The sequence below is a fragment of the Mesorhizobium sp. BHbdii genome, from assembly GCF_053848045.1.
Genome location: NZ_JBSPKX010000006.1, coordinates 78513 through 103885 on the forward strand (window position 1 = coordinate 78513; position 25373 = coordinate 103885).

Annotated in this window: 28 protein-coding genes and 1 pseudogene; 10 read left to right on the forward strand and 19 right to left on the reverse strand. The window is 62.2% G+C overall.

Annotation, left to right across the window (positions count from 1 at the left end; all coding sequences use genetic code 11):
* Window positions 1–2: 2 nt before the first annotated feature.
* Entirely contained in the window at window positions 3–449 is a 447-nt protein-coding gene (locus tag ACWTU8_RS26340) for a DoxX family membrane protein (protein ID WP_455850451.1), read from the forward strand.
* Window positions 450–525: 76 nt separating this feature from the next.
* Here the strand turns inward: ACWTU8_RS26340 and ACWTU8_RS26345 are convergent, their stop codons facing one another.
* The 5 genes from ACWTU8_RS26345 to ACWTU8_RS26365 form a co-directional block, all read right to left on the reverse strand.
* Entirely contained in the window at window positions 526–999 is a 474-nt protein-coding gene (locus tag ACWTU8_RS26345; RefSeq protein ID WP_455850528.1) for a molybdenum cofactor biosynthesis protein MoaE, read from the reverse strand.
* Window position 1000: 1 nt separating this feature from the next.
* Window positions 1001–1258 (reverse strand): molybdopterin converting factor subunit 1, encoded by a 258-nt coding sequence (gene moaD, locus ACWTU8_RS26350; RefSeq protein ID WP_065008951.1) that lies wholly within the window; start codon window positions 1256–1258, stop codon window positions 1001–1003.
* Between the two features lies 1 nt (window position 1259).
* Window positions 1260–1856 carry a CDP-diacylglycerol--glycerol-3-phosphate 3-phosphatidyltransferase gene (gene pgsA / locus ACWTU8_RS26355; RefSeq protein WP_065008950.1) on the reverse strand — a complete coding sequence of 199 codons (597 nt, stop codon included), beginning with the start codon at window positions 1854–1856 and terminating at the stop codon, window positions 1260–1262.
* Window positions 1857–1955: 99 nt separating this feature from the next.
* Entirely contained in the window at window positions 1956–4043 is a 2088-nt protein-coding gene (gene uvrC / locus ACWTU8_RS26360; protein ID WP_455850452.1) for an excinuclease ABC subunit UvrC, read from the reverse strand.
* Window positions 4040–4816, reverse strand: a complete 777-nt coding sequence (locus ACWTU8_RS26365) for an SDR family oxidoreductase (protein ID WP_455850453.1) — start codon at window positions 4814–4816, stop codon at window positions 4040–4042. The genes uvrC and ACWTU8_RS26365 overlap by 4 nt, the downstream gene beginning before the upstream one ends.
* 407 nt (window positions 4817–5223) lie before the next feature.
* Between ACWTU8_RS26365 and ACWTU8_RS26370 the strand changes: the two genes are divergently transcribed.
* Window positions 5224–5874: an outer membrane protein gene (locus ACWTU8_RS26370; protein ID WP_455850454.1), complete on the forward strand. Its 651-nt coding sequence runs from the start codon at window positions 5224–5226 to the stop codon at window positions 5872–5874.
* A gap of 159 nt (window positions 5875–6033) precedes the next feature.
* On the opposite strand, the gene ACWTU8_RS26375 is transcribed toward ACWTU8_RS26370, so the two are convergent.
* Complete coding sequence (locus ACWTU8_RS26375) at window positions 6034–6630, reverse strand: glutathione S-transferase family protein (RefSeq protein ID WP_455850455.1); 597 nt, start codon at window positions 6628–6630, stop codon at window positions 6034–6036.
* 490 nt (window positions 6631–7120) lie between these two features.
* On the opposite strand from ACWTU8_RS26375, the gene ACWTU8_RS26380 reads away from it, so the two are divergent.
* The 3 genes from ACWTU8_RS26380 to ACWTU8_RS26390 all read left to right on the forward strand — a co-directional run bounded on the left by ACWTU8_RS26380 (window position 7121) and on the right by ACWTU8_RS26390 (window position 8395).
* A complete protein-coding gene (locus ACWTU8_RS26380; protein WP_455850456.1) occupies window positions 7121–7612 on the forward strand; it encodes a hypothetical protein in 492 nt (163 codons plus the stop codon).
* Between the two features lie 56 nt (window positions 7613–7668).
* On the forward strand, window positions 7669–7932 hold the full coding sequence (locus ACWTU8_RS26385) for a hypothetical protein (protein ID WP_455850457.1): 264 nt from the start codon (window positions 7669–7671) through the stop codon (window positions 7930–7932).
* 121 nt (window positions 7933–8053) lie between these two features.
* On the forward strand, window positions 8054–8395 hold the full coding sequence (locus tag ACWTU8_RS26390) for a transcriptional regulator (protein WP_029354350.1): 342 nt from the start codon (window positions 8054–8056) through the stop codon (window positions 8393–8395).
* Here the strand turns inward: ACWTU8_RS26390 and ACWTU8_RS26395 are convergent.
* The 10 genes from ACWTU8_RS26395 to ACWTU8_RS26440 all read right to left on the reverse strand — a co-directional run bounded on the left by ACWTU8_RS26395 (window position 8365) and on the right by ACWTU8_RS26440 (window position 17742).
* A complete protein-coding gene (locus ACWTU8_RS26395; protein WP_095519595.1) occupies window positions 8365–8817 on the reverse strand; it encodes a hypothetical protein in 453 nt (150 codons plus the stop codon). The two genes, ACWTU8_RS26390 and ACWTU8_RS26395, sit on opposite strands and share 31 nt — an antisense overlap.
* 131 nt (window positions 8818–8948) lie before the next feature.
* Window positions 8949–9794 (reverse strand): 23S rRNA (adenine(2030)-N(6))-methyltransferase RlmJ, encoded by an 846-nt coding sequence (locus tag ACWTU8_RS26400; RefSeq protein WP_455850458.1) that lies wholly within the window; start codon window positions 9792–9794, stop codon window positions 8949–8951.
* 7 nt (window positions 9795–9801) lie between these two features.
* Window positions 9802–10425 (reverse strand): hypothetical protein, encoded by a 624-nt coding sequence (locus tag ACWTU8_RS26405; RefSeq protein WP_455850459.1) that lies wholly within the window; start codon window positions 10423–10425, stop codon window positions 9802–9804.
* Between the two features lie 191 nt (window positions 10426–10616).
* Window positions 10617–11717 carry an ABC transporter ATP-binding protein gene (locus ACWTU8_RS26410; protein WP_455850460.1) on the reverse strand — a complete coding sequence of 367 codons (1101 nt, stop codon included), beginning with the start codon at window positions 11715–11717 and terminating at the stop codon, window positions 10617–10619.
* A 10-nt stretch (window positions 11718–11727) separates the two neighbouring features.
* Window positions 11728–12561: a carbohydrate ABC transporter permease gene (locus ACWTU8_RS26415; RefSeq protein WP_455850461.1), complete on the reverse strand. Its 834-nt coding sequence runs from the start codon at window positions 12559–12561 to the stop codon at window positions 11728–11730.
* A 19-nt stretch (window positions 12562–12580) separates the two neighbouring features.
* Entirely contained in the window at window positions 12581–13516 is a 936-nt protein-coding gene (locus ACWTU8_RS26420) for a carbohydrate ABC transporter permease (RefSeq protein WP_455850462.1), read from the reverse strand.
* Window positions 13517–13619: 103 nt separating this feature from the next.
* Window positions 13620–14879 carry an ABC transporter substrate-binding protein gene (locus tag ACWTU8_RS26425; protein ID WP_029354364.1) on the reverse strand — a complete coding sequence of 420 codons (1260 nt, stop codon included), beginning with the start codon at window positions 14877–14879 and terminating at the stop codon, window positions 13620–13622.
* Window positions 14880–14905: 26 nt separating this feature from the next.
* Complete coding sequence (locus ACWTU8_RS26430) at window positions 14906–16081, reverse strand: PLP-dependent transferase (RefSeq protein WP_455850463.1); 1176 nt, start codon at window positions 16079–16081, stop codon at window positions 14906–14908.
* Window positions 16078–16818, reverse strand: a complete 741-nt coding sequence (locus tag ACWTU8_RS26435; RefSeq protein WP_455850464.1) for a FadR/GntR family transcriptional regulator — start codon at window positions 16816–16818, stop codon at window positions 16078–16080. The genes ACWTU8_RS26430 and ACWTU8_RS26435 overlap by 4 nt, the downstream gene beginning before the upstream one ends.
* Before the next feature lie 231 nt (window positions 16819–17049).
* Complete coding sequence (locus ACWTU8_RS26440) at window positions 17050–17742, reverse strand: TetR/AcrR family transcriptional regulator (protein WP_455850465.1); 693 nt, start codon at window positions 17740–17742, stop codon at window positions 17050–17052.
* Between the two features lie 196 nt (window positions 17743–17938).
* Between ACWTU8_RS26440 and ACWTU8_RS26445 the strand changes: the two genes are divergently transcribed.
* Complete coding sequence (locus ACWTU8_RS26445) at window positions 17939–18427, forward strand: RidA family protein (protein ID WP_455850466.1); 489 nt, start codon at window positions 17939–17941, stop codon at window positions 18425–18427.
* A gap of 192 nt (window positions 18428–18619) precedes the next feature.
* Window positions 18620–19342 (forward strand): haloacid dehalogenase type II, encoded by a 723-nt coding sequence (locus ACWTU8_RS26450; RefSeq protein WP_455850529.1) that lies wholly within the window; start codon window positions 18620–18622, stop codon window positions 19340–19342.
* Window positions 19343–19469: 127 nt separating this feature from the next.
* On the opposite strand, the gene ACWTU8_RS26455 is transcribed toward ACWTU8_RS26450, so the two are convergent.
* From ACWTU8_RS26455 to ACWTU8_RS26465, 3 genes and pseudogenes are all read right to left on the reverse strand, one after another.
* Window positions 19470–19919 carry a DNA polymerase III subunit chi gene (locus ACWTU8_RS26455; protein WP_455850467.1) on the reverse strand — a complete coding sequence of 150 codons (450 nt, stop codon included), beginning with the start codon at window positions 19917–19919 and terminating at the stop codon, window positions 19470–19472.
* Between the two features lie 19 nt (window positions 19920–19938).
* A complete protein-coding gene (locus ACWTU8_RS26460) occupies window positions 19939–21450 on the reverse strand; it encodes a leucyl aminopeptidase (RefSeq protein ID WP_455850530.1) in 1512 nt (503 codons plus the stop codon).
* Window positions 21451–21551: 101 nt separating this feature from the next.
* Window positions 21552–22712, reverse strand: a pseudogene (locus tag ACWTU8_RS26465) (flavin-containing monooxygenase).
* 34 nt (window positions 22713–22746) lie between these two features.
* Here ACWTU8_RS26465 and ACWTU8_RS26470 point away from each other — a divergent pair.
* Genes ACWTU8_RS26470 through lptG form a run of 3 tightly spaced genes read left to right on the forward strand, consistent with a single transcriptional unit; the run spans window position 22747 to window position 25353 of the window.
* Entirely contained in the window at window positions 22747–23055 is a 309-nt protein-coding gene (locus ACWTU8_RS26470) for a hypothetical protein (RefSeq protein WP_166487824.1), read from the forward strand.
* Window positions 23052–24254 (forward strand): LPS export ABC transporter permease LptF, encoded by a 1203-nt coding sequence (lptF, locus tag ACWTU8_RS26475; RefSeq protein ID WP_455850468.1) that lies wholly within the window; start codon window positions 23052–23054, stop codon window positions 24252–24254. Before ACWTU8_RS26470 ends, lptF begins: the two co-directional genes overlap by 4 nt.
* Before the next feature lie 13 nt (window positions 24255–24267).
* A complete protein-coding gene (gene lptG, locus ACWTU8_RS26480; protein WP_455850531.1) occupies window positions 24268–25353 on the forward strand; it encodes an LPS export ABC transporter permease LptG in 1086 nt (361 codons plus the stop codon).
* Window positions 25354–25373 lie beyond the last annotated feature (20 nt).

The window sequence follows — 25373 nt, forward strand, 5'->3', positions numbered from 1 at the left end:
GCATGACGAACCATGGGCAGAACGCCAGCATCGAGCCGCGAGGGATCGCTGCCCTCGTCGAGAGGGTGAATGCCGCCCTTCGCACGAGTGCAACACCGTCTCTGACCCAGCTCGCCCTGCGATGCGCACTCGCCGTCCCGTTCTGGCGGTCCGGCGTCAACAAATGGGACGGTTTTTTACAGTTGAACGATGTCGCATTGCTGCTTTTCAGCTCGGAGCTCAAGCTGCATCTGCCCGGCGGCCCTTACAACTTCCCCGCACCTGGGCTGGTTGCGTTCGCCTCAGGGTCGGCGGAAATCCTGCTGCCAATTCTCCTTGTTCTTGGGCTGGCGACACGACTGGCGGCATTCGGGCTGCCGCTGATGACGTTGATCATACAGCTCACCGTGCCGGAAGGCTGGCCGCTGCACATCACCTGGGCGGCGATGGCGCTCGGCATCATGGCGTAGGGACCCGGCCGGATTGCGCTCGATCACTGGATCGGCACCGACAAGGGCTGATCGAGGGCTGATGGGTTTCCACACGTCAATTTCGCTTCCAGCGGCTTGCGGCCTCGTCGTCGGCCTCCTTGGCATCGACCCAGCCGCCTTGCGAGCCGTCGGTGTGGTGTTCCTTCTTCCAGAACGGCGCGCGGGATTTCAGGTAATCCATCAGGAAGTTCGCCGCCTCGAATGCCGCCTGCCGGTGCGTGGAGGCAGCGACCACCAGCACGATGTTCTCACCGGGCGCGATCCTGCCATGGCGATGGATGGCGGTGAGGCCCTGCAGCGGCCAGCGGTGAACCGCCTCGGCGGCGATGCGGCCGATCTCGGCCTCGGCCATGCCGGGATAATGTTCGAGTTCGAGTGCCGCGAGCCGGCCCGCTTCATCGCGGCAGAGACCCGAGAAAGTCACCACGGCGCCGATGTCGGCGCGGCCTTGCGTCATCTTGGCGATCTCTGCGGCGACATCGAAATCCTCCGCCTGGATGCGCACCGTCGGCACCACCGCGCCGGGCATTTCAGCCACCCGTCATCGGCGGGAACAGCGCGATCTCGCGCGCGCCGGCGATCTTCTCGCGGTGCTCGACATGTTCCTGGTTGATGGCGACGCGGATCACATCAGGGTATTGCAGCGCGTGCTCGTACTCCTCGCCGCGCGATTTCAGCCAGCGCAGCAGGTCGGCCACCGTCTCGATGCCGGCGGGCAATTCGACATCCTCTTGCGGCTTGCCGATCCGCTCGCGCACCCAGGCAAAATAAATGAGCCTCGTCGACATCCTACTCGTCCATGATGTGCTTGAGGCCGGCGCGGAAATAGTCGTAGCCGGTGTAGAGCGTGACCAAGGCGGCGATCCACAACAGCACGAGCCCGGTCTGGGTGGTCAGCGGGAAGATCTTGTCGCCGGCAGGTCCGGCGAGCAGGAAGGCGATGGCGACCATCTGGATGGTTGTCTTCCACTTTGCCAGCTGCGTCACCGGTACCGAGACCTTCAGCGCCGCCAGATATTCGCGCAGGCCCGAGACCAGGATCTCGCGGCACAGGATGATGATCGCCGCCCACAGCGACCAGCCTGCGATGCCGGCATGGCGATCGGTGTCGGCCGCCAGCAGCAGCAGACAAGTGGCGACCAGCAACTTGTCGGCGATCGGATCGAGCATCTTGCCGATATTCGAGGTCTGCTGCCAGGCGCGCGCCAGATAGCCGTCGAAATAATCGGTGATAGAGGCCAGCAGAAAAATGATCAACGCCGACCAGCGGGCGAAGTCGCTCGACTTCAGATGCCCTTCGAGAAAAAAACACAGCACAACCAGCGGCACCGCGAGAATGCGGACGTAGGTGAGCATGTTGGGCAGGTTGAATGCGCGCTGGGCCATATTTTTGGGAACTCTTTCTGCCTGCCTACTCAAATCAGAAGCGAATGTGGGGGGTCAACAGGCGATAGTCGATGGACCAACCGAAAATAGCCGAATCCATCAGCTCTCATGAAAATGGTTGTAGACCAGTTTCGCTACCTGCTCGGAAATGCCGTCGACCTTGACCAAATCCTCGATCGCGGCGCGGCTGACCGCCTTGGCGGTGCCGAAATGCATGAGCAGCGCGCGCTTGCGGCCCGGGCCGATGCCGCTGATCTCGTCGAGCGGGCTCTTGACCATCTCCTTCTTGCGGCGGGCGCGGTGCGAGCCGATGGCGAAGCGGTGGACCTCGTCGCGCAGCCGCTGGACGAAGTAGAGCACCGGATCGCGCACGGGGAGCGAAAACGGTGGCTTGCCCATGACGAAAAAGCGTTCGCGGCCGGCGTCACGGTCCTGGCCCTTGGCGATGCCGATGGCCTGGACACGGTCCTCGATGCCGAGATCGGCGAGGATCTTGAGCACCGCTGTCATCTGGCCCTGACCGCCGTCGATAAGGATGACGTCTGGCCATGCCGGGAAGCCGCCCACATCCTCGATATCGTCGCCCTGTTCGGACAGGATGTAGTCCGCCGCCTGTTCGCTCGGCGGCACGTCGCCATGTTCCTTCAGCAGTCGGGAAAAACGCCGCTCCATCACCTCGCGCATCATGCCGAAATCGTCCCCCGGCGTGATCTCGGTCGAGCGGATGTTGAATTTCCGGTACTGGTTCTTCACGAAGCCTTCAGGGCCCGCGACAACCATGGCGCCGACGGCGTTGGTGCCCATGATGTGGGAGTTGTCGTAGACCTCGATGCGCACCGGTGTTTTCTTCAGGCCGAAGGTCTCGGCGAAGCCGGTGAGCAGCCGCCCTTGCGTCGAGGTCTCGGCCAGCCGGCGGCCGAGCGCCTCACGAGCATTCTGCAGTGCGTTGTCGGTTAAATTCTTCTTCTCGCCGCGCTGCGGCACCGAGATAGCCACCTTGCGGCCCGCGCGGGTGGAGAGCGCCTCGGCCAGCAACTCCTGGTCTTCGACGCCATGCGACAACAAGATGGTACGCGGCGTCGGCTTGTCGTCATAGAATTGCGCCAGGAACGAGCCCAGGACCTCGGCCGCGTCCAGCGCCGGATCGGCCTTGGGGAAATAGGCGCGGTTGCCCCAGTTCTGCCCGGTGCGGAAGAAGAACACCTGGATGCAAACCTGGCCGCCTTCCTGGTGGATGGCGAAGACATCGGCCTCGTCGACGGTCTGCGGGTTGATGCCCTGATGGCTCTGCACATGCGACAGCGCCGCCAGCCGGTCGCGATAGATGGCGGCGCGCTCGAAATCGAGATTTTCCGAAGCCTGCTGCATGGCAGCGGAGATATCGGTCTTCACCTTCTGACTGCGGCCGGACAAGAAGTCCTTCGCCTCGGCGACCAGCTTGGCATAGTCGCCATGCGAGATTTCGCCGGTGCACGGGCCGGCGCAGCGCTTGATCTGGAACAGCAGGCACGGCCGGGTGCGGTTCTCGTAGAAGGAGTTGGTGCAACTCCTGAGCAGGAAGGCGCGCTGCAGCGAGTTGATGGTACGGCCGACGGCGCCGGCCGATGCGAAGGGGCCGAAATAGTCGCCCTTGCGCGAACGCGCGCCGCGATGCTTGTAGATGCCGGGCGAGACGTGATCGCCGGTCAGCAGGATGTAGGGGAACGACTTGTCGTCCCGCATCAGCACATTGAATCGCGGCCGCAAGCGCTTGATGAGGTTGGCTTCCAGCAGCAGCGCTTCGATCTCGGTGCGGGTGACGACGAATTCCATCGTCGCGGTCTCGCGCACCATGCGGCCGATGCGGCTGGTGTGGAAACGGCCTTGCGCGTAATTGGTCACCCGCTTCTTCAGGCTGCGCGCCTTGCCGACATAGAGCACGTCGCCTGCGGCATTCATCATGCGGTAGACGCCGGGCGCGTTGGGCAGCCGTTTGACCAGCGTCTGGATGACTTCGGCGCCGACCATGCCGTCGGCATCGCCGGCATGCGGCGTCCAATCGATGACCGTGAAGGCAACGTCAGGACCGCCGGAACCGGGAGCTGACGTTTCGACGATCTCCTCCGCCGCCTCGTCCTCGAGGTCGACATCGGGGGGCAGGTCGTCGGCGGCGCCGCCCCGTTTGTGTTTCTGGTCCACGGGACTCATTCGATAATGCCTGTCACATCCGGCGTCTGCCATGCAAGGTGCTGGCCGCCGTCGAGCGCGATCATCTGGCCGGTGACCGAGCGCGCGCCCCAGAGATAGCGTATGGTGGCGCCGAATTCAGGCAATTCCGGGCCGCGCTTCAGGATCAGGCCGTCGACCTGCGCGGCAAAATCGCTGTCTTGCTGGCGCGCGCTCTTCAGCGTCGGGCCGGGGCCGATGGCGTTGACGCGAATGCGAGGCGCCAGCGCCTGCGCCATCATTTGCGTCTCTGTCCACAATGTCGATTTCGACAGCGCATAGGAGAAATAGCGTGGCGTCGGGCGCCAGACGCGCTGGTCGATCATATTGACGATCAGCCCTTCCTCGCCTTCCGGCAGCGCGCGGGCAAAATGTTGCGCCAAAAATGCAGGCGCCTTCACGTGGATGGCGAAGTGACGGTCCCAGGCAAGCCAGTCGACGTCCTGAACCGTATCGTCCACGAACAGCGACGCATTGTTGACCAGCAGCGTAACAGGCCCGAGCGCGGCTTCGGCGCGGCCAACGAGGTCCTCGACCGCGGCCATGTCGGTCAGGTCGGCGGCGACCACAGCAGCGCGGCCACCCTGGCCAAAATGACCGTCGTTGATCCGCGCGGCCAATGCTTCCGCCTCGGCCCGCGAGCGGTTGCAATGGATGGCGACGGCAAAACCGTTCGCGGCGAGATCCTCGACGATCGCCTTGCCGATCCGCCGGCCCCCGCCCGTCACCAGTGCCGTTCCAGCGCCCTTGCTCATCGCGTCAATCCTCAATGGGCCTCGATTTCAGCCAGCGGGCAAAATATGGCCGGTGAAGCGTTAAATGCCGTTCGGACCTTGGGCAGCATTGTGGCAAAGCGGCCGGATCGGTCTTTCGACTGTGGCCGGGACTCGGCCTGCCAGCCGCAATATAGGGCTCCGGACCCCTTGCTCCAAGCGTCGTTCAGCGCGGCACGGCAAGGCCTCCTGACACCATCTGTTGCGCAGATGCAACGTCAAAGTTCGGCCTCATTCGTGCCCAGTAATGACCCAAGTTCAGGTTCGCTTCAGCCGCATTTCGACACGACATTCGAAACCGTTGAGCGCCAGACCCGTTTATCCCCCCGGCGGGTTGAGGGCGCTTGTGAAAAGCAAGCCTGTGCCTGTGGCTTAAGGAGTAAAGAACAATGCAAGCCAATCTTAAATTTGCGCGACCGCTGGCGGTGGCGTTCGGGCTCTTCGCCCTCGGCGGAACCGCCTATGCTGCTGACGTCATCTCGGAAGAGCCGCCGGCCCCCGCCCCGATCGCCGAACTTCCGGTCGCTTCCTGGGCCGGTCCCTATGCCGGTGTGAGCGTCGGCTACGGCTTCAGCGGTCATGCCGATGCCGACGATATCGGCGTTGACGTCGACACCGATGGTTTTGTCGGCGGCGTCTTCGGCGGCTATCAGTGGCAGGCGGAGAACTTCGTCTACGGTGCTGAAGCCGATATCGGCTATAGCGGCATCGAGGGCGACGATGGCGGCGTCGAGGCCAAGGGCGGCTTCGAAGGCTCGCTGCGCGCCCGCCTCGGCTACGCGGTCACCCCGGAGATCCTGCTCTACGGCACCGCCGGTGGCGCGCTCAAGAACCAGGAAATCGAAGCCGCTGGCTCCAGCGACGAAAACACCATGCTCGGCTGGACGGCCGGCGTCGGTACCGACATCAAGATCACGGACAATGTGTTCGGCCGTGTCGAGTATCGCTACACCGACTTCGGCGACAAGGACTTCGACGGTATCGGCAAGGTCAAGTCGACCGACAACCGGGTCACTTTCGGCGTCGGTATGAAATTCTAAATACGTCCAAGCCACGACACGAAAAAGCCGGGCCTCGTGCCCGGCTTTTTTTGTGATCGCCTTCTCTAGAGCGGGATGCATTCAGATTGAAGCCGCATTTCTACGACGCCAAGTGATTCCACTTGGCTGCAAAAATGCTCTAGCTGGGTGCCAGCCAGCTCACGCCGGGACGCAGGGTTTCAGCTCCGGAAACTTCTGGTCGAAGCGCGCTGCCCAGCGGACCAGCCGGTTGCGGCCCTTTTCCCATTTTCCGGCAAAGCGCAGCGAGAGATAGCCAAGGCAGGCGCGCAGCGCCAGCTGGCCGGCGGTGATCTTCTTCGGCAGCTTTGGCGGATTGGCGTTGAGCAGATCGAGCGCACCGGTTATCTTCGCCCACTGGCGGTCGAGCCAAGGCTGGTAGACCATGTCTTCGGGGCGCGCGCGCCGCTCATAAACCATCGACAGCGCGCAGTCGCAGATGCCGTCGGCCAGTGCCTCCAGCACTTCTGCCTCGAGGCGCTTGTCGGGATTGCGCGGGAACAGCGCGTTCTTCGACATGCGGTTGAGATGCTGGGTAATGGCGCGGCTGTCGTGGATCGAGCGGCCGTCGTCGAGCACCAGCACCGGGATCTTGCCGAGCGGATTGGCGTCGATCAGCTCGGCCGGCTTGTCTTCGGTTTTTATCGACACGAGATCGACTGCGATGCCGGCATAACGCGCGGCCATGCGCACCTTGGAACTGTAGGGTGATGTGGAGGCGTAGAGCAGTCTGGGCATGATCGGGTTCCTGGTTGCCGGCTACAGCGCCGCGTATCCTATTGGACGCGCAAAGGACGCCGTAGCGCTTTGATTTTTGTGCACTGTTGACTGGACATGCCGGCATGATCAACAGTCACAGGCGGAAAAACCGGGCGCCACGGAGAACGACGTCCTCCTCCGCGATCTTAGGCAATGAGCGGTACGGCAGTTGCAGCCCAAGAGGATCTGAACAGGTCAACAGATCCGAACCTAGCCAACCCGGTCTTGCACCGAGAATTTCTCTCCGGGCACAGAGACATGCCCCACCGGACTTCGCCGTACGGCGAAGTCCTGGGAGTTGCGAAAAGCTGTCTTCCCTCCGCCTCTATTCTTGCCCGAGCACTGACCCTGCGAGCGAGGCGCCTGTCCGGCACCCGCCCTCAACGGTCTTCAGCACTGTCCCCCGCGAGCTAAGAAATGCGATTACTTCTTGGCTTTCGCCTTCGCGGGCGCTGCCTTCGCCTTCGGCTTGGCCGCCGGCGCTGCTTTCTTCACTGCCACCGAAGACTTCGCTGCAGCCGCTTTCTTTGCCGGCGCAGCCTTCTTGGCCGGTGCAGCCTTGGCAGGTGCTGCTTTCTTCGCTGCCGGCTTCGCCGCGGCCTTTGCAGCCGGCTTCTTGGCTGGTGCTGCTTTGGCCTTGGCTGGTGCTGCTTTCTTCACTGCCGGCTTTGCCGCGGCTTTCGCGGCCGGCTTCTTGGCCGGCGCTGCTTTTGCCTTGGCCGCGGCGGCCTTCGGCTTGGCAGCAGGTGCTGCTTTCTTCACAGCTGCTGCGGCCTTTTCCGCCACAGCTTTTACTGGTGCTTTCTTTGCCGGTGCCTTCTTTGCCGGAGACTTGGATGCCGGCGCTTTGGATGACTGTTTAGCCATATCATGCCCCTTCGTTGTGCCGACGGCCGTTAATGACCCGGCGCGTAATGCATATCTGACTCGCGCTTGTCTAGCCAGCGAAGCATTAGCATGATTTTTTCAGTTTAAATTTTGATTACCGGCGACACACGCTCGTCCTGATTTCGCAAAATGCCGCTGCTGCTCTTCGAGCTTGCCGAGGGTTTGCGACAGACATTCTGCGCGCTTAACCGGAACCAATCGCACTACAAAGTGCTGAAGGTTAGCAAGCGTTTTGCTCGTCGATCATCGACCGGCAACATCATGATGGGCTGCTTCATCGATCTCATCGTCTTGTCCAACGAGACGATCTACACAAGCTACAAAAGCAAAGCCCGGCTCGTTCCGCGCCATGACCTTGTCTGGGGCTTGAGAAGGCAACTTTTTGCTAGTTGACAGATTACTCGATCCGACAGAGTATTCTGGTATGCGGGGGAAGCGTAATGTCATCCGCGCAAGATCTAGCGGCGCTGTCCCAGATCAGTGAGACTGAACCCCTGACACCATAGCAGGCCCAATGATGGCTGCCGACGAAATCATCCACCAGAGCGTGCGGCTCATGATCATGGCGGCGCTGAATTCTCTGGAAAGGCGCGAAGCGCTGGAATTCACCCGATTGAAGGCCATCGTCAATGCCACCGACGGCAATCTCGGCGCGCATATCGATACGCTTGCCAAGGCGGGATATGTCGATGTCGAAAAGCTGTTTGTCGGACGCCGGCCGCAAACGCGGGTCAAGGCAACATCAATCGGACGGCGCGCCTTTCGCGGTCACGCCGCCTTCCTTCGCGCCATCCTCGATGAGGCGGAGCAGCCAGGTAAACGCGTTCAGCGCAGGACGCGGCAGCGGCCGTTGTAGACCATCCAGCGGTCGAAGCCCGCGACGCAGAATTCGACATTATCGCCGATCGAGGCAAAGCCCTGCCCTTCCTCGATCAGATACCAGATGGTGCGGGCGTGGCCGTCGGACAGGCTGACGGTGGCGCCGCAATAGCGACGGCCGATCGGCCAGGTTTCATTGGCTGGCAGATAGCGGTGCTGGTGGATCCCCTGGAAATCGGTGATCTCGACATCGGGCAGATTCGGCACGTGGCGCACCTGGTAGGAGAAGCGGCTGGTGATCTTGTTCAGCACCCAGGCCTCACCGCAAACGCCGCTGTCTTCTTCGGTATAGACGGCAAGGTCGGCCGCCTTTGCTGCCTGGGTGACGGCGAGGGACGCGCCTAGCGGCGTGCAAAGGGCGATCAGTGCGGCAAGTGCGGATTGGGCGAAGCGAGTCATGGCAGCCTCTTATGGTCGACTGCGCGCACTGTGCGGATTCGCTTGCGCGCGGTCAAGCGGTTGTAGAGACGATGGTTTCTTAGTTTGAAATCGCCTTCAGCCAATGCAGGCGCGCGGATACCTCTGCCGCCTTACGCCGCCAGCCATTCCAGCGTCCAGTGCGCCGGTTTCCCGACGACAAGCAATTTGTGCAAGGCCGGCAGCAGCGTGCGCAGCTCGCGCTCCAGCGTGAACGGCGGGTTGACCACCACCATGCCGCTGCCGTCGAGGCCGGGCTCGGCCGATGGCGGCCTGATCTCGAAGCCGATGTCGAGCAGCTTCGGGACGCCTGACTGCACCAGCGCTTTCCGGAAGGCGATGACCGCCTTGCGGTCCTTGACCGGATACCACAGCGCATAGATGCCGCCCGGCCAGCGCTTGTGGGCTTTCCGCAGCCCATCGACGAGGCGGTCGAACTCGCCCTCCTCCTCAAACGGCGGATCGACCAGCACGAGACCGCGCTTTTCCTTCGGCGGCAGATGCGCGCGGAGCGCCAGCCAGCCATCGAGCTCGATCACCCGGGTCTGGAAATCGCCGGCGAACAGCGCTCTCAGCTTCGCGGCATCCTGGCGATGCAACTCGATCGCCGACAGCCGGTCCTGCTTGCGCATGAGATGACGCGCGATCAGCGGCGAGCCCGGATATTTTTTCAGGCCGCCTTCAGAATTGAGCGAACGGACGGCTTCCAGATAAGGCGCCAGAAGTGCTGCCGCCGGCGCGTCGAGCGCGGCATCGAAAAGCCGGCTGATGCCGCCTTGCCATTCGCCAGTCTTTTGCGCTTCAGTCGATGACAGGTCGTAGCGGCCGATGCCGGCATGGGTGTCGATGACGCGAAACGCCTTGTCCTTCTGCTTCAGATATTCGACGAGCCGGCTCAGCACGACATGCTTGACGACATCGGCGAAGTTTCCGGCGTGATAGGCGTGGCGGTAGTTCATACGATCCTCAATTCGACGACCCGCCCCTGCCCCAGCGCGGCGGTGGCGGCTGCGAATTCGGATTTTGCGGCCGGCCGCCGCCACCGAAACGAAACGCCAGCACCAGCCCGATCAGGCCGACTGCCATCAACGAGAAGCCGACCGGCTGCGCCCGTTGATCGACCTCGCCAACGCCGGAGCGCAGCACTAGGTCCACCGCCCGCATCTCGATGCCCTCGGCGTCGCCTGGGCCGACGGTGAAGATGTAGGGGCCGGGGCTGACCGTCGGGATCAGGCCTGCCTCGTCGCGAAAGATCTTGTCCGGCAGTTGCGGGCTGACCTGGCGCGGATTTTCCGAATGGTTGAATTGCAGCGTCGAGGCGAGCACCGTCCTGCCGCCGGTGGCGGCGGTCAGCGTCAGCACGGTGCGCTGTTGCGAGACGACGATGCGTTCGGCCCTCGCGGTGAGGTCGACCATCACCCGCACCGGCGCGTCGCGAGCGGCGAGTGGTACCGTCACCGGCTTGAACCGGCCCTGCTCGTAGACCCGCCAGGTGCCGATCTCATGGCCGGAGAAATTGCTCATCGCCCAGGGATAGACGACGCCGATGCCGGTGCCGGCGAGCAGGATCAGAAAAAACAGAAAGCGCATGCGCTCGACTACCTTGCCCGGATATTATTTAGCGCCGCCGCGGGCGCGTTCCATTTCGTCCAGGAGCATGTCGAGGCCGAGCTCGGACGTTGTATCGAATTCGGCGGTGCCAAGATAGACAATAACATGGGACCTAAAAGTGGAAACCGGTTTTGGGAGAATCCGAATGATCTGAGCGATCGTAAGGAGGATCAGCCCTTCCCCTTCTGGAGGCTCGATTCCAATGCGCGCTTTCCCGTCTCATCGAACAAATGCAGATATTGCGGCGGGAACGCCACCGTCACCGTCGGGCCGGCCGTCAGCGCCGCCCGGTCGAGCGTGAAGACGTTGAATGGCAGGCCGTGCAGGCCGAGATGCAGGATGATGCCGAAGCCGGTCGGCTCGATCAGGTCGACCGTCGCCCTCAGGCCGCTCTCCGAGGCCGGCGACATCTCGACATGCTCCGGCCGGATGCCCAGCGTCACCGCCGCGCCTTCCTCCAGTTGATAACCCGACGAAAGCCCAATCAGCGTTCCGTCAGGCAATCGTGCGCCGGCCGTGCCTGCGCCGACCTCATAGCGTGCCGACAGAAAATTCATGGCCGGCGATCCGATGAAGCCGGCCACGAACAGGTTGGCAGGGCGGTCGTAAAGCTCCAGCGGGCTGCCGACCTGCTGCACCACGCCCTCATGCATGGCGACGATCCGGTCGGCCAGTGTCATCGCCTCGATCTGGTCGTGGGTGACATAGATCGAGGTCGCGCCGAGATCGCGGTGCAGCTTCTTGATCTCTGCCCGCATCTGCTCACGCAGGCGCGCGTCGAGATTGGACAGCGGCTCGTCGAACAGGAATGCTTTGGGTTGGCGCACGATCGCGCGGCCCATCGCGACGCGCTGGCGCTGACCGCCCGACAGTGCCTTCGGCCGCCGCGCAAGCAGCGGCTGCAGCTCAAGCTTCCGGGCGGCATTGCTGACAGCGGCTGTGATCTTCTCGTGGGCGGCCTTCCGGATCCGCAAGCCATAGCTCATGTTCTCGGCGACGTTCATGTGTGGGTAGAGCGCGTAGGATTGGAACACCATGGCGATGTCGCGGTCCTTGGGCGCCCGCTCATTGACGCGCATGCCGTCGATCCGGATCTCACCTTCGGTCACCTCCTCGAGCCCGGCGATCATCCGCAGCAGCGTGCTCTTGCCGCAGCCCGACGGGCCCACCAGCACCACGAACTCGCCGTTCTTTATCGCCAGATCGACGCCGTGCAGCACGGAGACGCTGCCGAAATTCTTGCGGACGTTGCGGATGTCGATCGATGCCATGAAACCTCACTCAGCCCTTGACCGCGCCGGCCGTCAGGCCCTGTACCAGATAGCGCTGGATGAACAGGAAGAAGAGGCAGGCCGGGATCAGTGCCAGCACGCCGGCCGCCATCATCTGCCCGAAATCGACCGAAAACTTCGACACGAAGGTGAGCAGACCGACCGGAAACGTGGCGGCGCTGTTGCCCGAAATCAGCATCAGCGCGAACAGCAGTTCGCTCCATGCGGCGGTGAACACAAAACCCAGCGTCGCCGCAATGCCCGGCAGCGTCAGCGGCAGGACGATCTGGCGAAATGCCATGAACTGCGTAGCGCCATCGATCTTGGCCGCCTCCTCCAGCTCCTTGGGAATGCCGTCGAAGAACGACTGCATCAGGAACGTCGCGAAAGGGATGTTGAAGGCGGTGTAGACGACGACAAGCCCGGTCAGGCTGTTGGTCAGCCCGATCGGCGAGAGCATCTTGAAGATCGGCGCGACCAGCATCACCAATGGAAACATCTGGGTGAGCAGCATCAGCGCGACCAGCCAGTATTTGCCGCGGAAGGTGAAGCGCGACAACGCATAGCCAGAGAGAGACGCGAGCAGCGTCACGATCACGGCCGTTGCGCCGGCAACGATCATGCTGTTCCTGAAGAAGACCGGGAATGCGCTGTGGGCGAGCACGAAGCGGAAATGTTCAAAGCTCATCCGCGACGGCCACATCCGCACGCCCTCCGAATAGAGCAGGTCGTTCGGCGTCACCGATACTTTCAACAGCCAGAACAGCGGGAACAGCGCAAAGACCACGTAGCAGAGGATCGCCAGGCGGTGCAGCGCGGTGCCGAAAATCGAATACCTGTTCATCTGGTCATCGCCCGATCCATCAAGCCCGATCCATCAGGACTTGCCGAAGGATGACGATCAGCATCGAATAGGCGAGCAGCAGAATGAGCAGCACCAGCGCAATGGCCGAGGCATAGCCGAAATCAAGGGCCCTGAAGGCCTGCGTGAAGATGTAGCTCGCGACAATTTGCGTGCGGTCGGCTGGGCCGCCGCTGGTCATGACGATGATCAGGTCGGCGAAGTTCGCGATCCAGACGGTGCGCAACAGCACGGTGATCGCAATGGTCGGCGCAAGGAATGGCAACGTTATCGACGTGAACCGCCTGACCGCACCGGCGCCGTCGATCGCCGCCGCCTCGTAGAGGTCGCGCGGGATGGCCTGGAGCGCCGCCAGCAGCGTGATGGCGAAGAAGGGAATGCCCCACCAGACGTTGGCGATGATCGGTCCCCACATGGCGAGCTGCGGATTGGAAAGGATGTTGGCCGGCTCACTCATCAGGCCGAGCGCATAAAGCCAATGCGGCAGCGGTCCGATGACGGGGTTGAACAGCCACGCCCAGTTGAGCCCGGTGAGGAAGGTCGGCACCGCCCAGGGCAGGAACACCAGCGCCTGCGCGATGGCGCGGCCGGCAAACGGCCGGTCGAGCAACAGCGCCAGGACCAGGCCGAACACGAATTGCAGGAAGACGGATGCGCCGGTCCACCACAGCGTGTTGCGCAGCGCCCGATAGAAATTTTCGTCGTCATAGAGGGTGCGAAAATGATCGAGCCCGACGTAGCCGCCAGAGAACGGGTTGAGCAAGTGCACGTCGCGGAAGGCGTAGGACAGGCCTAGCACCAGCGGCGCCAGCATGATGGTGACGATCAGAATCAGCGCCGGGGCGGTGTAAAGATACGGCTCGGCATGGCGCGTGATCCGGTCGACCAGCGACCGGCGGCGCGATTCCGTGAACCCGGCGGTGGCGTCAAAAACCATCAGCTAACGCTTTCGTTCCAATTGGCCATCCTTCCAACCGACCATGGACGAGATCTATCGGAGCCGCCCACGATGGGCGGCTCCGATGCTCTCGGTCCGCCGTTTATTTCTTGGCCAGGTGTTTCTGCTGCGCCTTGGTCAGATAGTCGGCCCACTGGTTGGCCATTTCCTCGGGTGTGATATCGCCGAGCAGGGCCTGTTGACTGGTCTTGATGACCATCGAGTCCTTGAAGAAGGCGAACTCCTCGAGATAGGTCGGCATGACCGTCGGCACTGCATCCTTGTCCTCGAGTTCGGCGAACCAGCCCTTGAACTGCTCGCTTGAGTAAAAGGGATCCTTTTCGGCCGACTTGTGGACCGGCAGCGCTCCAGTGCGCTTGTTCCACTCGACGTTGCCCTCGGGCCCTTCGAGCGTTTCGATCAGCTTCCAGGACAGGTCCTTGTTCTGGCTGGCCGCCATCATCGACCAACCGGCATAGCCGATGGTCGGGAACGTCTTGCCGCCAGGCCCCTTCGGCATGGTCGTGACGCCGTAGTCTTCCGGCTTCATCCGCTCGGCTATCGCGATCAGTGCGTCCGGATCCTGATCAAGCATTGCGCAAGTCCCGGTGTAGAATCCGGCGACGATTTCGTTAAAACCCCAGTTGACGCTGTCCTTCGGTGCCAATCCCTTCTTGTAGAGATCGACGACCCAGGTCAGTCCCTTGATCCAGCCCTCGCTGTTCATCGTCGAGGTGCCGTCGTCGTTGAAGAATTTGTTGGACCCGGCCATCGTTGCGCCGAACATAATCCAGCCGTTGAGGCCGCCCGGCCCGCCGCGCAGGCAGTAGCCATATTTGCCCGGAAGCTTGGAAACTTTCTCCGACGCCGCCACGAACTCGTCCATCGTCTTGGGCGGCTCGGCGACACCAGCCTCCTGGAACAGCTTCTTGTTGTAGAACATCGCCCGGAGATAGAAGCCGTAGGGCAGCATGTAGGCGGTGTTGTTCACGTCGCGGCCGAGTTCAAGCGCGCGATCGGTGAGGCCCGAGGTGTGCTCCCATTTGGCAAGATAGGGTTCGAGGCTTTCGAGAAGGCCGTTGTTGGCATAGAGCGAGAGCCAGGTGTCCGGCATCTCCATGACGTCGGGGATTTCGCCGGCGGACACCATGGTCGCGAATTTCTGGAACGCCTCGCCCCAGGGCAGCGAGATGATTTCGACCTTCGTGCCCGGGTTGGCAGCCTCGAATTTGGACACGATCGATTTCAGGGTTTCGGTGCGCTCGGGGCTGGTGATCACCTCCACGAGCTTCAGCGTCGTGTCGGCGAGTGCAGCACCCGACATCAGTACGGTGGCGAATGCGGCGATAAGAAGCTTCTTCATTTCCGTTCCCTTCTTGTCTGGTTGCTTCAGGTCTTTTCTTCGGACGCGGCGTCGATCGCCGTTTCCAGGTCACTCCACAGCGCCTCGGTTCCCTCAAGGCCGACATGGAGACGCACGGACCGCGGATGGACGCCGAACGCCATCGCGGAATTGGGTTGGGCCTTCTGCTGCAGCACGACCTCGCCGGGCACAATGAGGCTTTCGTGGCCGCCCCAGGACACGCCCAGCTTGAACAGCTTGAGGCAGTCGGCAAACGTGCGGATATCGATGCCGTCGCGGAAGACAAATGAGAACAGGCCCGACGTGCCGGTGAGCCCCGCAGGAAGCTGGTTGGCCAACCCCGGATGACAGACCTTCTCCACGATCGGATGATCCTGCAGGCGCCGTGCGATTTCGAGGCCGGAGGCCTGATGCGCGCGCATCCGGATCGGCAGCGTGCGCAAGCCGCGGATCAAGAGCCAGGCGTCGAATGGCGATAGCTTGCCGCCGAGATATGGATAGGCTTCGCCGCGGATGCGGCCGATCAAGTCCTTCGAGCCCGCGACCACCCCGGCCACGACATCGCTGTGGCCACCCAGATACTTGGATGCGGAGTGGACCACAACGTCGACGCCGAGCGACAGCGGACGCTGGAAAACCGGGCTGGCCCAGCTGTTGTCGATGATGGTCGGGATGCCGCTGGACTTTGCCAGCGCAGCGAGCGCACCGATGTCATGCGTTTCCATGACCCAGCTGGTGGGGCTTTCCATATAGAACAGCTTGGCGCCAGGCAGGGCGCTCGCGACAGCCGCCTCGTCGCGCCCGTCGACATAGGTCACCTCGATGCGCATGCGCGCGAGCAGCGTCCCGAACAGCCGGAACGCGTCCGGGTAGATATGCCTGACCGCGACAATGCGATCGCCCGGTTCGACGAAGCTCAGCACTGCCGATGAGATGGCGGACATGCCGCTCGCAAAACCGATGGCGTCCTCAGCACCCTCCAGTTTTGCCAACATTTCCTCGAACATGCGCACGGTCGGGTTCAGCCCGCGCGTGTAGGTCGGCCGCACTTTTTCGCCGCGGTATGTCTCGAGCATCTCGTCATAGTTCGGGAAGGTGAAGAGCGAGGTCTGCACGATCGGCGGAACGACGGCATCGAAGGCGTTGCCCTCGTCATGGGCGGCGATCAGCGACGCCTGGTCGAAAAAATCGGCACCGTTCATTTCGACATTTCCTCGATATCCTCTTCCACGATCTCGAGGATCTTCAGCGTTTTTCCGCGCGCCAGCTCCGCGTTCCTGGCGACGATGGCGTCGAACAGCTCGCGGTGATACGGGAACGATCGCCGCGCGAAATCCTGCCGGTCGAAAGGATGGTCCCAGAAGCGCTCGAACGCTTCGCGCATCTGCCCCAGGAGTTGGCGGAAAAGCGGGTTGTGCGTGGCGTCGTAGACGGCCAGGTGAAAGGCCAAGTCTTCCGGACCCGACGTGCCGGTGGCGAGATGGACGCGCTCCATCTCGATGAGTTTATCCTCGATCGTCCGCAGATCGTCGACTGTCCGCCGCCGCGCCGCGACCATGCTTGCCTCGGCCTCGATGCCGCGGCGTACCTCGAGGGTGTGCAAGAGGCCATCGCGCAGCTCTGCCGTATCGAGCGACAGCGGCAAATGGATCGTGCCGGCGGATATCGGCTTGAGCAGATAGGTGCCGCTGCCTTTGCGGGTCTCGGTGACGCCGAGCGCTTCGAAACGCCCCATCGCCTCGCGTATCGTCGAGCGCCCGACGGAAAGCGCGGCCATCAATTCGCGTTCGGTCGGAAGCCGGTCGCCGCTCTTCAGCGCAGCGCGCTCGACATAGTCGGCCAGCGCTTCCATGACCTGCTTGCCGCGATCCAACGGCGGGAGCGTGGCGATTGCCACACGCGTGGCAGGTGCCCCGGGCAGTTCGCCGCGCGCTCGCATGGAACCTACATCCACAATTGGTCTGACATCTTAGCAGTTTTGCGCGCGGCCGACCTTTCGTCAAGTGCCCTGGGCAGTGTCTCAGTTTGCATTTCGGCTCACGACCCACTGCGGAACCTAAACCTTGCCGCAAAGGCTTCTTCTGCGACGTTGCAAAAATCAGGTGCAAAAACTGTCGTTTACACGGGGATTTTGCGACAGTCGCGTTGAGCCCAAAGCTGCCGTTCAGCCTCATCCTGGAGAGAGGCCATCGAGCAGAAAGCCGAGGCCTTTCCGGAAAGCGCCGTCCCAATCGTTGTCCAACAGCAGACGAGAGCGTTCGATTGTCGGGTAGCGTTCGCTGAGACGTGTAAGGCGCTGCTGCGCGGCGACCCTGTCGTCGTCCGAGAGGTCGAAGCTCGCCCGGGTGATGGTAGCGCCCATCACATAGTTCCAGAGTGACCATATCGCGACGTTCAGATCTGCGTCCGCTACACCGGCTCCGGACAAGGTCTTGCTTAGCAGTTCTAGGCGGCTGAGCATGTTCGGCCCGAGCGCCCGGCGCGGCAACAGCGACGCCGACCAAGGATGGCGCAGCATGCTGGCGCGCCAGTCTTCAAGCATATGAACGACTTCTCCGCGCCAGTCTTGAGACTCACCCATTTGTGGCGGTCCGCGATATTCGAGCACCGAGTCGAGCGCCAGATCAAAGACACCCTCTTTGTTGTCGACGTGCCAATATAGGCTCATCACGCCCGAGCTGAGGCGATCGGCCAGCCGACGCATGGTCAATCCGTCGACTCCCTGGGCGTCCAGCAGTTCTACCGCGGTCGCCACGATGCGTTCCCGAGAGAGCAGCGGTTCACTGCGCGCCTGCAGGGGCTGGAGCCACTCACTTGTCGGTTGAGACCGTTTGCTCCGGGCGCCGGTACGTTTGGCTGCCATCCGCTCTTCCTCGCTGTTGAGAACGTCGATTTTGACCGGCAATGCAAGGAATGTCGATCTTGGACGATTGACTCGTACGGTGTACCATACGATGACTCGTACGTCGCACGAGTCATCGTATGAGCGATACGGTTAAAGTTCAATCACACCGGCCGCGAGGGTACGTTGCTCGCAGTCCGCAAAGCCAAAGAAAATCATGTCACGCGAAATCAAGCATCTGCTTACCGGAGGACTAATCATCATGACCATGGGAGTTCCCACTGCGACGACAGTGAATGAGAACGATCTCAAGCTGACCATCGTCAATCCACAAAACCTCTACGACCCGTCGCCGAACGGCTACAGCACGGCGGTGATCACGCCCCGCGAAGCCCGGGTGGCCTACATCTCCGGACAGGGCGGCCAAGACAGTACGGGAGCCTTGTCGCCCGACTTCGCTGTCCAGGTCGAGCAGGCCTACGCAAATTTGCGTACTGCCCTCGATGCGCTCGGTGCCAGGCCGGATCGGGTCGCAAAGCTCACGGTCTTCGTGGTCGATCACGATATGTCCAAGCTTGAGGTGTTGACCAAGAACATCAAGAAAATGTTCGGCGAGGCGCTGCCGGCGCAGACCCTGATTCCCGTGCCCAAGCTTGCAATTGACCCCATGCTCTTCGAGGTGGAAGCCGTCGTCATTCTGGAGTAGTGATCCGATCGCCTATCGCAAATATCCTAAGCTTCGCGATAGTTTCACCCTGTCCATCCAGTCAATGGTTTGCCTGTCGCAAATGTCCTCGCAAAAGTGGTGTTTCGCGACCGATTTTTGCGACAGCCGCAAGGGGTGCTCGCCACCCGAATGCGACGGTCATGCAGTGTGCCGATCAAGGAGCCGAATGTGATGGTCTTGGATGGTGTACGTGCCTTGGTGTTCGACGTATTCGGCACTGTCGTCGATTGGCGCAGCGGCGTGGCGCGCGAAGCTGAACCGTTCCTGAAGCGGTATGGAGCCGGAACGGCCGTTCCTACCGCTTTCGCGGATGCGTGGCGCCGCCGTTACTCGCCAGCGATGGAGGAGGTGCGCAGCGGCCGGCGGCCCTTTACACGTCTCGACGTGCTGCATCGGGAGAATCTGGAAGCTGTTTTGCCGGAATTCGAGATCGACCCGGCTTCGGTGCCAGCCTCCGAACTGGACGAACTGAACCTGGCATGGCACCGATTGGAGCCATGGCCGGACGCGGTGGCCGGCCTCACGCGGCTGAAGGCCCGCTATATCATCGCGCCGCTCTCGAACGGTAACATCGTCCTCATGCTCAACATGGCGAAGCGTAGTCGTATCCCCTGGGATGCGATCCTCGGCGCCGAACTCGTGCAAGCGTACAAGCCGATGCCGGAAGCTTATCTTCGCACCGCTGACGTGCTGGCAATGAAGCCGGATGAGATCTGTCTTGTGGCCGCCCACAATGGCGACCTTGCAGCGGCTCGGGCATGCGGACTACGAACAGCCTTTGTCCCGCGTCCGACCGAGCACGGGTTAGCGCAGACCACGGACTTGCACCCAGATCAGGCCTGGGACCTGGTGGCCAGCGACTTCGTTGACTTGGCTGAACGGCTTCAGTTGTAGCGCCTCTCAACGATCAGCAAACCACCCCTCAGAGTTCTTCCACATTTCGGTCCGATGCTCTCTCGGAGTCATGACCCAATTGCGCAGCGATCTGATCCCCAGGTCGAGGATAGCCAAGACGGCAGCTTTACGGCTTGCGTTCCCAGCGCCGGTCTGAAGTCTGCTGCCAGTAGGTGACCACGTGGCCGGCTTCCTTCATCGTCTTCCAGTGCGTGCGCGCCGCCTCGACCTGGGCCGCATCGTGGCCGTCGAACAGGAACACGGCGCGCTCATAACCGGTAAGCTCCGGCGGCATGGCGCCGTCGACCAGGAAGCGGATCTGCGCTTCGTTCGGATTGTCCTGGCCGGTTGTCAAAAGGATCGGCTGCTCGGCCAGATGGGATTCGCGGTCGGTCGCATGCGCCAGGAACGAATCGTCCCTGAAAATCCAAAGATGCTGGTCCAGCGCGTCGCGCCGCTCCTCGGTGCCGGTTTGCACCACGGCGCGCCAACCGCGATCGACGCTGCGCTCGAGCAGGCCGGGCAGCGCATCCTCCAGCGTCGATTCGGTCAGGTGATAGAACAGGACGTCGGCCATGATCGCGCCTTGAAAGGCCTCACCCCTCGTAGTTGTCGCGCACCAGCCGGTCGAGCAGCCTGACGCCGAAGCCGGAGGCCCATGACTGGTTGATCTCGCTGGACGGCGCGCCGATTGCGGTGCCGGCGATGTCGAGATGCGCCCAGGGCGTATCCTTGACGAAGCGCTGCAGGAACTGCGCCGCGATGATGGCGCCGCCATAGCGGCCGCCGATATTCTTCATGTCCGCATTTTTCGAGTCGATCAGCTTGTCATATTCGGTGCCGAGCGGCATCCGCCACACTCGTTCCTGCGTCGCCTGCCCGGCGCTCGTCAGCCTGTTCGCCAGTTCATCATTGTTGGAGAACAGGCCGGCATAGTGCTGGCCCAGCGCGACCATGATGGCGCCGGTCAGCGTCGCCAGATTGACCATGAATTTCGGCTGGAAGCGATCGTTGCAGTACCACAGCGCATCGGCCAGAACGAGGCGGCCTTCGGCGTCGGTATTGAGCACCTCGATGGTCTGGCCCGACATCGAGGTGACGATATCGCCGGGGCGCTGCGCATGGCCGTCGACGGCATTTTCCACCAGCCCGACGATGCCGACGACATTGGCCTTGGCCTTGCGGGCGGCCAGCGCGTGCATCAGCCCGGTGACCGCGGCAGCGCCGCCCATATCGCCCTTCATGTCCTCCATTCCGGAGGCCGTCTTTATCGAATTGCCGCCGGTGTCAAAGGTGACGCCTTTGCCGACGAAAGCAATCGGGCTGTCCTTGGCCTTGCCGCCGTGCCATCGCATGATGGCCAGGCGCGCGCCACGCGGCGAGCCTTGCGCGACGCCGAGCAGCGCGCCCATGCCGAGCTTCTTCATCTCCTTCTCGACCAGGATCTCGACCGTGACGCCGAGCGCTTCCAGTTCGTTGACGCGGGCGGCGAATTCCACCGGCCCGAGTATATTGGCCGGTTCGTTGACCAGATCGCGCGCCAGGAGCACCCCGTCGATCACCGCCACCTCGTCGGCGAAGGCCTTTTTCGCCGCCCCCGGATCGGTGGTGTGGATGGTCACCTTGACCGGCTTTTTGGGCTCGGCCTTGTTGCCGTCGCGCTGGCCGTCGCCATTGTCCTTTTTCGTCTTGTACTTGTCGAAAGCATAGCTGCGCAGAAGAATGCCCGCGGCAAGCTGTGCCGCTTGCCTGCCGCCGACGTCAGCACCGGGCAGGTCGAGCACGACGGCCACCTCCGTCGCCTTGCGAAAGGATGTAGTGATCGTGCCGCCAAGCTTGAGCCAGGCATGATCGTCGAGCCCCGAGACCTTGCCGGCGCCGACCGCCACCAGCCGGTCGAGCGATGTGCCCTCGGGCGCCAGCACTTCGACCAGGCCGGCGAATTTGCCGGAAAAGTCGGCCACCGGGAACGCCCGCTCCAGGGTCTTTGCCGGATCGCAAGCCTTTGCCGCGTCGCCGAGACCGCCATCGTTGGCCGCCAGCACGAAGACACTGCCCTTTTTAGGCGCTGCGAATTTGGCGAAGGCGATCGAAGGTCTCGAAGTCATCATGTCCTGCTTTCGGGAACGGCGTTGGGTTTTTGGGAGAGTGCCTTGATGAAACTAGATATTTGGCTGTTTCCGACCGGAAGCACCACCCCAATTTTCAATCATCGCCCATGCCTGACGATCTGCTGCGTGATTGCGTTGGCCTGAATTCGGGCATTGGCGAAGCAACCGCGAATGCTTGGCCGCATGCCCGTAAACCACAGGCCGGGCAATTTCGGGTCGGCCTCGCCGCCGTTGAATAGCGGAACCCCCCTTGCCATCGAGGACGCCGAGCTTGCCGACCATGCGTTGGAGCCCGATGCGGTAGCCGGTCGCCGCGATGACGATCTCGGGAGCGATCCGGTTGCCGTTGTCGAGGAAAACGCCGTCGCGGGTAAATTCCCTTACCTGCGGCGGTACCACAATCTTGCCGGCCTTGATGGCGCGGACGGCCCGTCGTCGGTGGCGATCGCGGTATAGTCGGCAGTCAGGCGGCTTGCACCTCCCGAGGAGGCGGGCGGCAGGCCAAACTTCGTCAAGTCGCCGAAAACCAGGCGCTGCGTTGCCGCCATCACCGCATCGGCGAGCCAAAGCGGCAATCGCGCCAAGTACGGCGAAAGGCCTGTGGACGGCGATCTTGCCGATGCGTTTCGGCAATAGCGAGGGGCCGTTGCCGGCGGACAGCCAGATAGAGGCGGCGTTCGCCCCTGCCAGATGGTAGAGCACGTCGAAGCCCGAATTGCCGGCGCCGACAACTAGCACCTTTTTTGGAATAATCCTCGGTTTTGCCAAAATCCGCCGAATGCATGATGCGGCCGGCAAAGTCGTTGGCCCCCTTCCACCGCGGAATGAACGGCTGCCGGTCGCCCCCGGTGGCAATGACGACTTGACGCGCCAGCCGCGGCCCGGCACTGGTCTTAAAGGTCCAGTAATCGCCGTTGAACGCGATCTCCTCGACGGCCACGCCAAGCCGGACCGGCAGACCATGCGCCTGGCTGAACTCGTTCAGATGGCGGACGACGGCGTTTTTGTGGGGAAAAGCGGGTGTGCCTGCGGGATAGGCGACGCCAGGCAGTGTCGAGAGATCGCGATGCGAGTCGAAATGCAACCGTTCGTGCCGCCGATACCAGGGTTCGGCAAGCCGGCTTTCCTTTTCCAGAAGGTACGCCGGCCTTTATCAGCGCATGGGCGGCGGCCAGCCCCGCTGCGCCGGCGCCGATCACGATCGCACCGTGAAAAATCTGGCCGGTTTGGCTGCGCAATTCTGTTACTTCTGTTTCCATGCCTGTACCTGTCGCAGCCACGGCGGCCATAACCGTGATCGGCGCGACATTTGGTCGTTTTCCGGCATTTGGCAAGACTTTGCCGGAATCCGATCCCATATGGCGGATGGAATCGATGGCGATTCGTCGCGGCACGGCCCCGCTTTCCTGCCGCAACGTGTTGTTAACCATTGATGTTCGCCCTTTCTTATCCATTGCCGCCGACACTCCGGCCCACCGGAAATATCGATGTGGGACGGAACCAGATCGAACCGCCAACGGACCGGTTGTACAGGCGTCGCCGGGCGACTACCTTGTCTGGAGGCATGATGCCGTTCGGCAAAATCGAGAAAAGCCTTCATGAAGGTCGTTGAACGCTACATCATGCGTCGTGCGTTGGCGGTCTTCCTGGCAGCGCTCATCTGGACGCTGGCGATCGTGTGGACGACGCAGGTGCTCGCCCGCATCGACCTCGTCACCGACAGCGGGCAGTCGGCGCTGACCTTCTTCGAGTTCGCTGCGCTGATCATTCCGTCGATCGTCCCGATCGTCGTGCCTTTCGCCCTGGTGGTCGCGGTCGCTCAGACACTGAGCGCGATGAATTCCGATTCTGAGCTTGCCGTCTTGAACGCAGCGGGCGCTTCGCGCTGGACCATCGTCAGGCCGATCATGTTCCTGGCGCTGGCGGCCAGCGTCTTTTCGTTCGCCGTCGACAACGGCGTCGATCCCTATGCACGACAGAAAAACCGCGAGCTGGTGGCGTCGTCGCGCGCCGATCTGTTGTCGCTGATCATCCAGGAAGGCACCTTCCGCAAGATCGACGACGGCCTGTTCCTGCAGATCGGCGAACGGCTTCCGGACAACCGCCTCGGCGGCATCTTCGTCGCCGATTCGCGCGAAGAAGGCGCCAACCTCATCTACTATGCCAAGACCGGCGCCATCATCGAAAACGGCGACGAGAAAGTGCTGATGATGAATGACGGCGTCATCCATCGCGAAACGCTGGCCGGCGATCTTTCGGTCATCCGGTTCACCTCCTATGCCTTCGACCTGTCCGCCTTCATGTCGGCCTCATCGGACGTATTGCTTTTGCCGAAGGACCGGACGACCCAGTACCTGCTCAATCCCAGTCCGAACGACAAGGTGTTCCAGAAAAAGCCGAACAGGTACCTGGCCGAACTCAACCAGCGTTTTTCCGAATGGTCCTATTCACTCGTCTTCGCACTGATCGCGCTTGCGGTCGCGGGAGACGCGCGCTCCCATCGCGAGGCGCGCATTCATCCGCTGATCACATCGATCGCGATTGCGTTTTTCGTGCGCTGGCTCGGTTTCTTTGCCGCCGGCAATGCCGACAACGTTCCGCAATACGCCTATATGGTCTACGGCGTTCCTATCGTGGCGTCCGCGGTCGCGACATGGTTCATCGTCTCCAACCGGACCATGGAACTGCCGGTCGCCTGGGCCGACTGGATGACGAATTTCGCTGGCCGCTTCAGTGACGGCTGGAGCGCCCTGAAGCTCCGCTTCGCCAGGCGCGGCGCTTCTGGCCAAGGGGCCGGCTAATGGGCTGGATACGCTGATGGGCTGGACTCTGGGTAGATACTTCTTCTTCCGCTACGTGACGATCACCATCTGGTTCTTCATCGGCCTGCTGGCGCTTGTGTTCCTGATCGACTTCACCGAACTTTCCGGCCGCACGAACGGCTTGCCGGGCTTCACCTACGGCACGGCGTTCGCCATTTCAGGGTTGCGGACGCCGATGATCATGCTGCAGACGGTGCCGTTCGTCGGCCTGTTCTCGGCGATGGCGACACTGGTCTCGCTCAATCGCAGGTATGAACTGGTCATCGCGCGTTCCGCCGGCGTGTCCGCCTGGCAATTCCTGCTGCCGTGCTGCATCGGGGCGCTGTTGTTCGGGGTGTTGTCGGTCGTCGTCATCAATCCGATCGCCGCGCATGCGTTTTCCTGGTCCGAAAAAATCGAAACCCAGCTCCGCTCCGGCAAGTCGAACACCGTCTCGGCCGACGCCGAGCCCTGGATCCGGCAGAAGACCAGTTCCGGCGATACCATCATCGGCGCGCGCGCCATTCTCAATCAGGGCCTGGAGATGGCCGATGCCGTCTTCTTCGTCCTCAACCCGCAAGGCGACATCGTCGAACGCAAGGACGCGGCGCACGCCTTTTTGCGGGATGGCTACTGGGAACTGCAGGACGTCAAGGTTTTCCGGGACGGCAATATCCAATCGGTGGCAAGCGACCGGGTGCCGACCAATCTCAAGCCCGAATTCGTGCAAGAACGGCTGGCGCGCCCGGAAACCATCCCTTTCTACGATCTGCCCGGCAAGATCGAGGTTGCCCGCTCCTTCGGCCTCAAGGCAAATGCCTTTGCCATGCAGTTCGATTCGCTGGTGGCGCTGCCGTTCCTTCTCGTCGCCATGACGCTGATCGCCGCAACGGTGTCGATGCGATTTGCGAGGATGGGACAATCCGCGACGATGATTCTGGGTGGCGTCCTGGCCGGGTTTCTGCTTTATGTCGTGACAGTGCTGGTCAAGGCATTCGGCGTGGCGGGATTCGTACCCACAGTCGTGGCTGCATGGGTTCCGGTTGTCGTGGCTATGTTCTTCGGGGTGACTTTCTTGCTGTACAAGGAAGACGGCTAGTGAGGGGGGCGGTTTTGCGC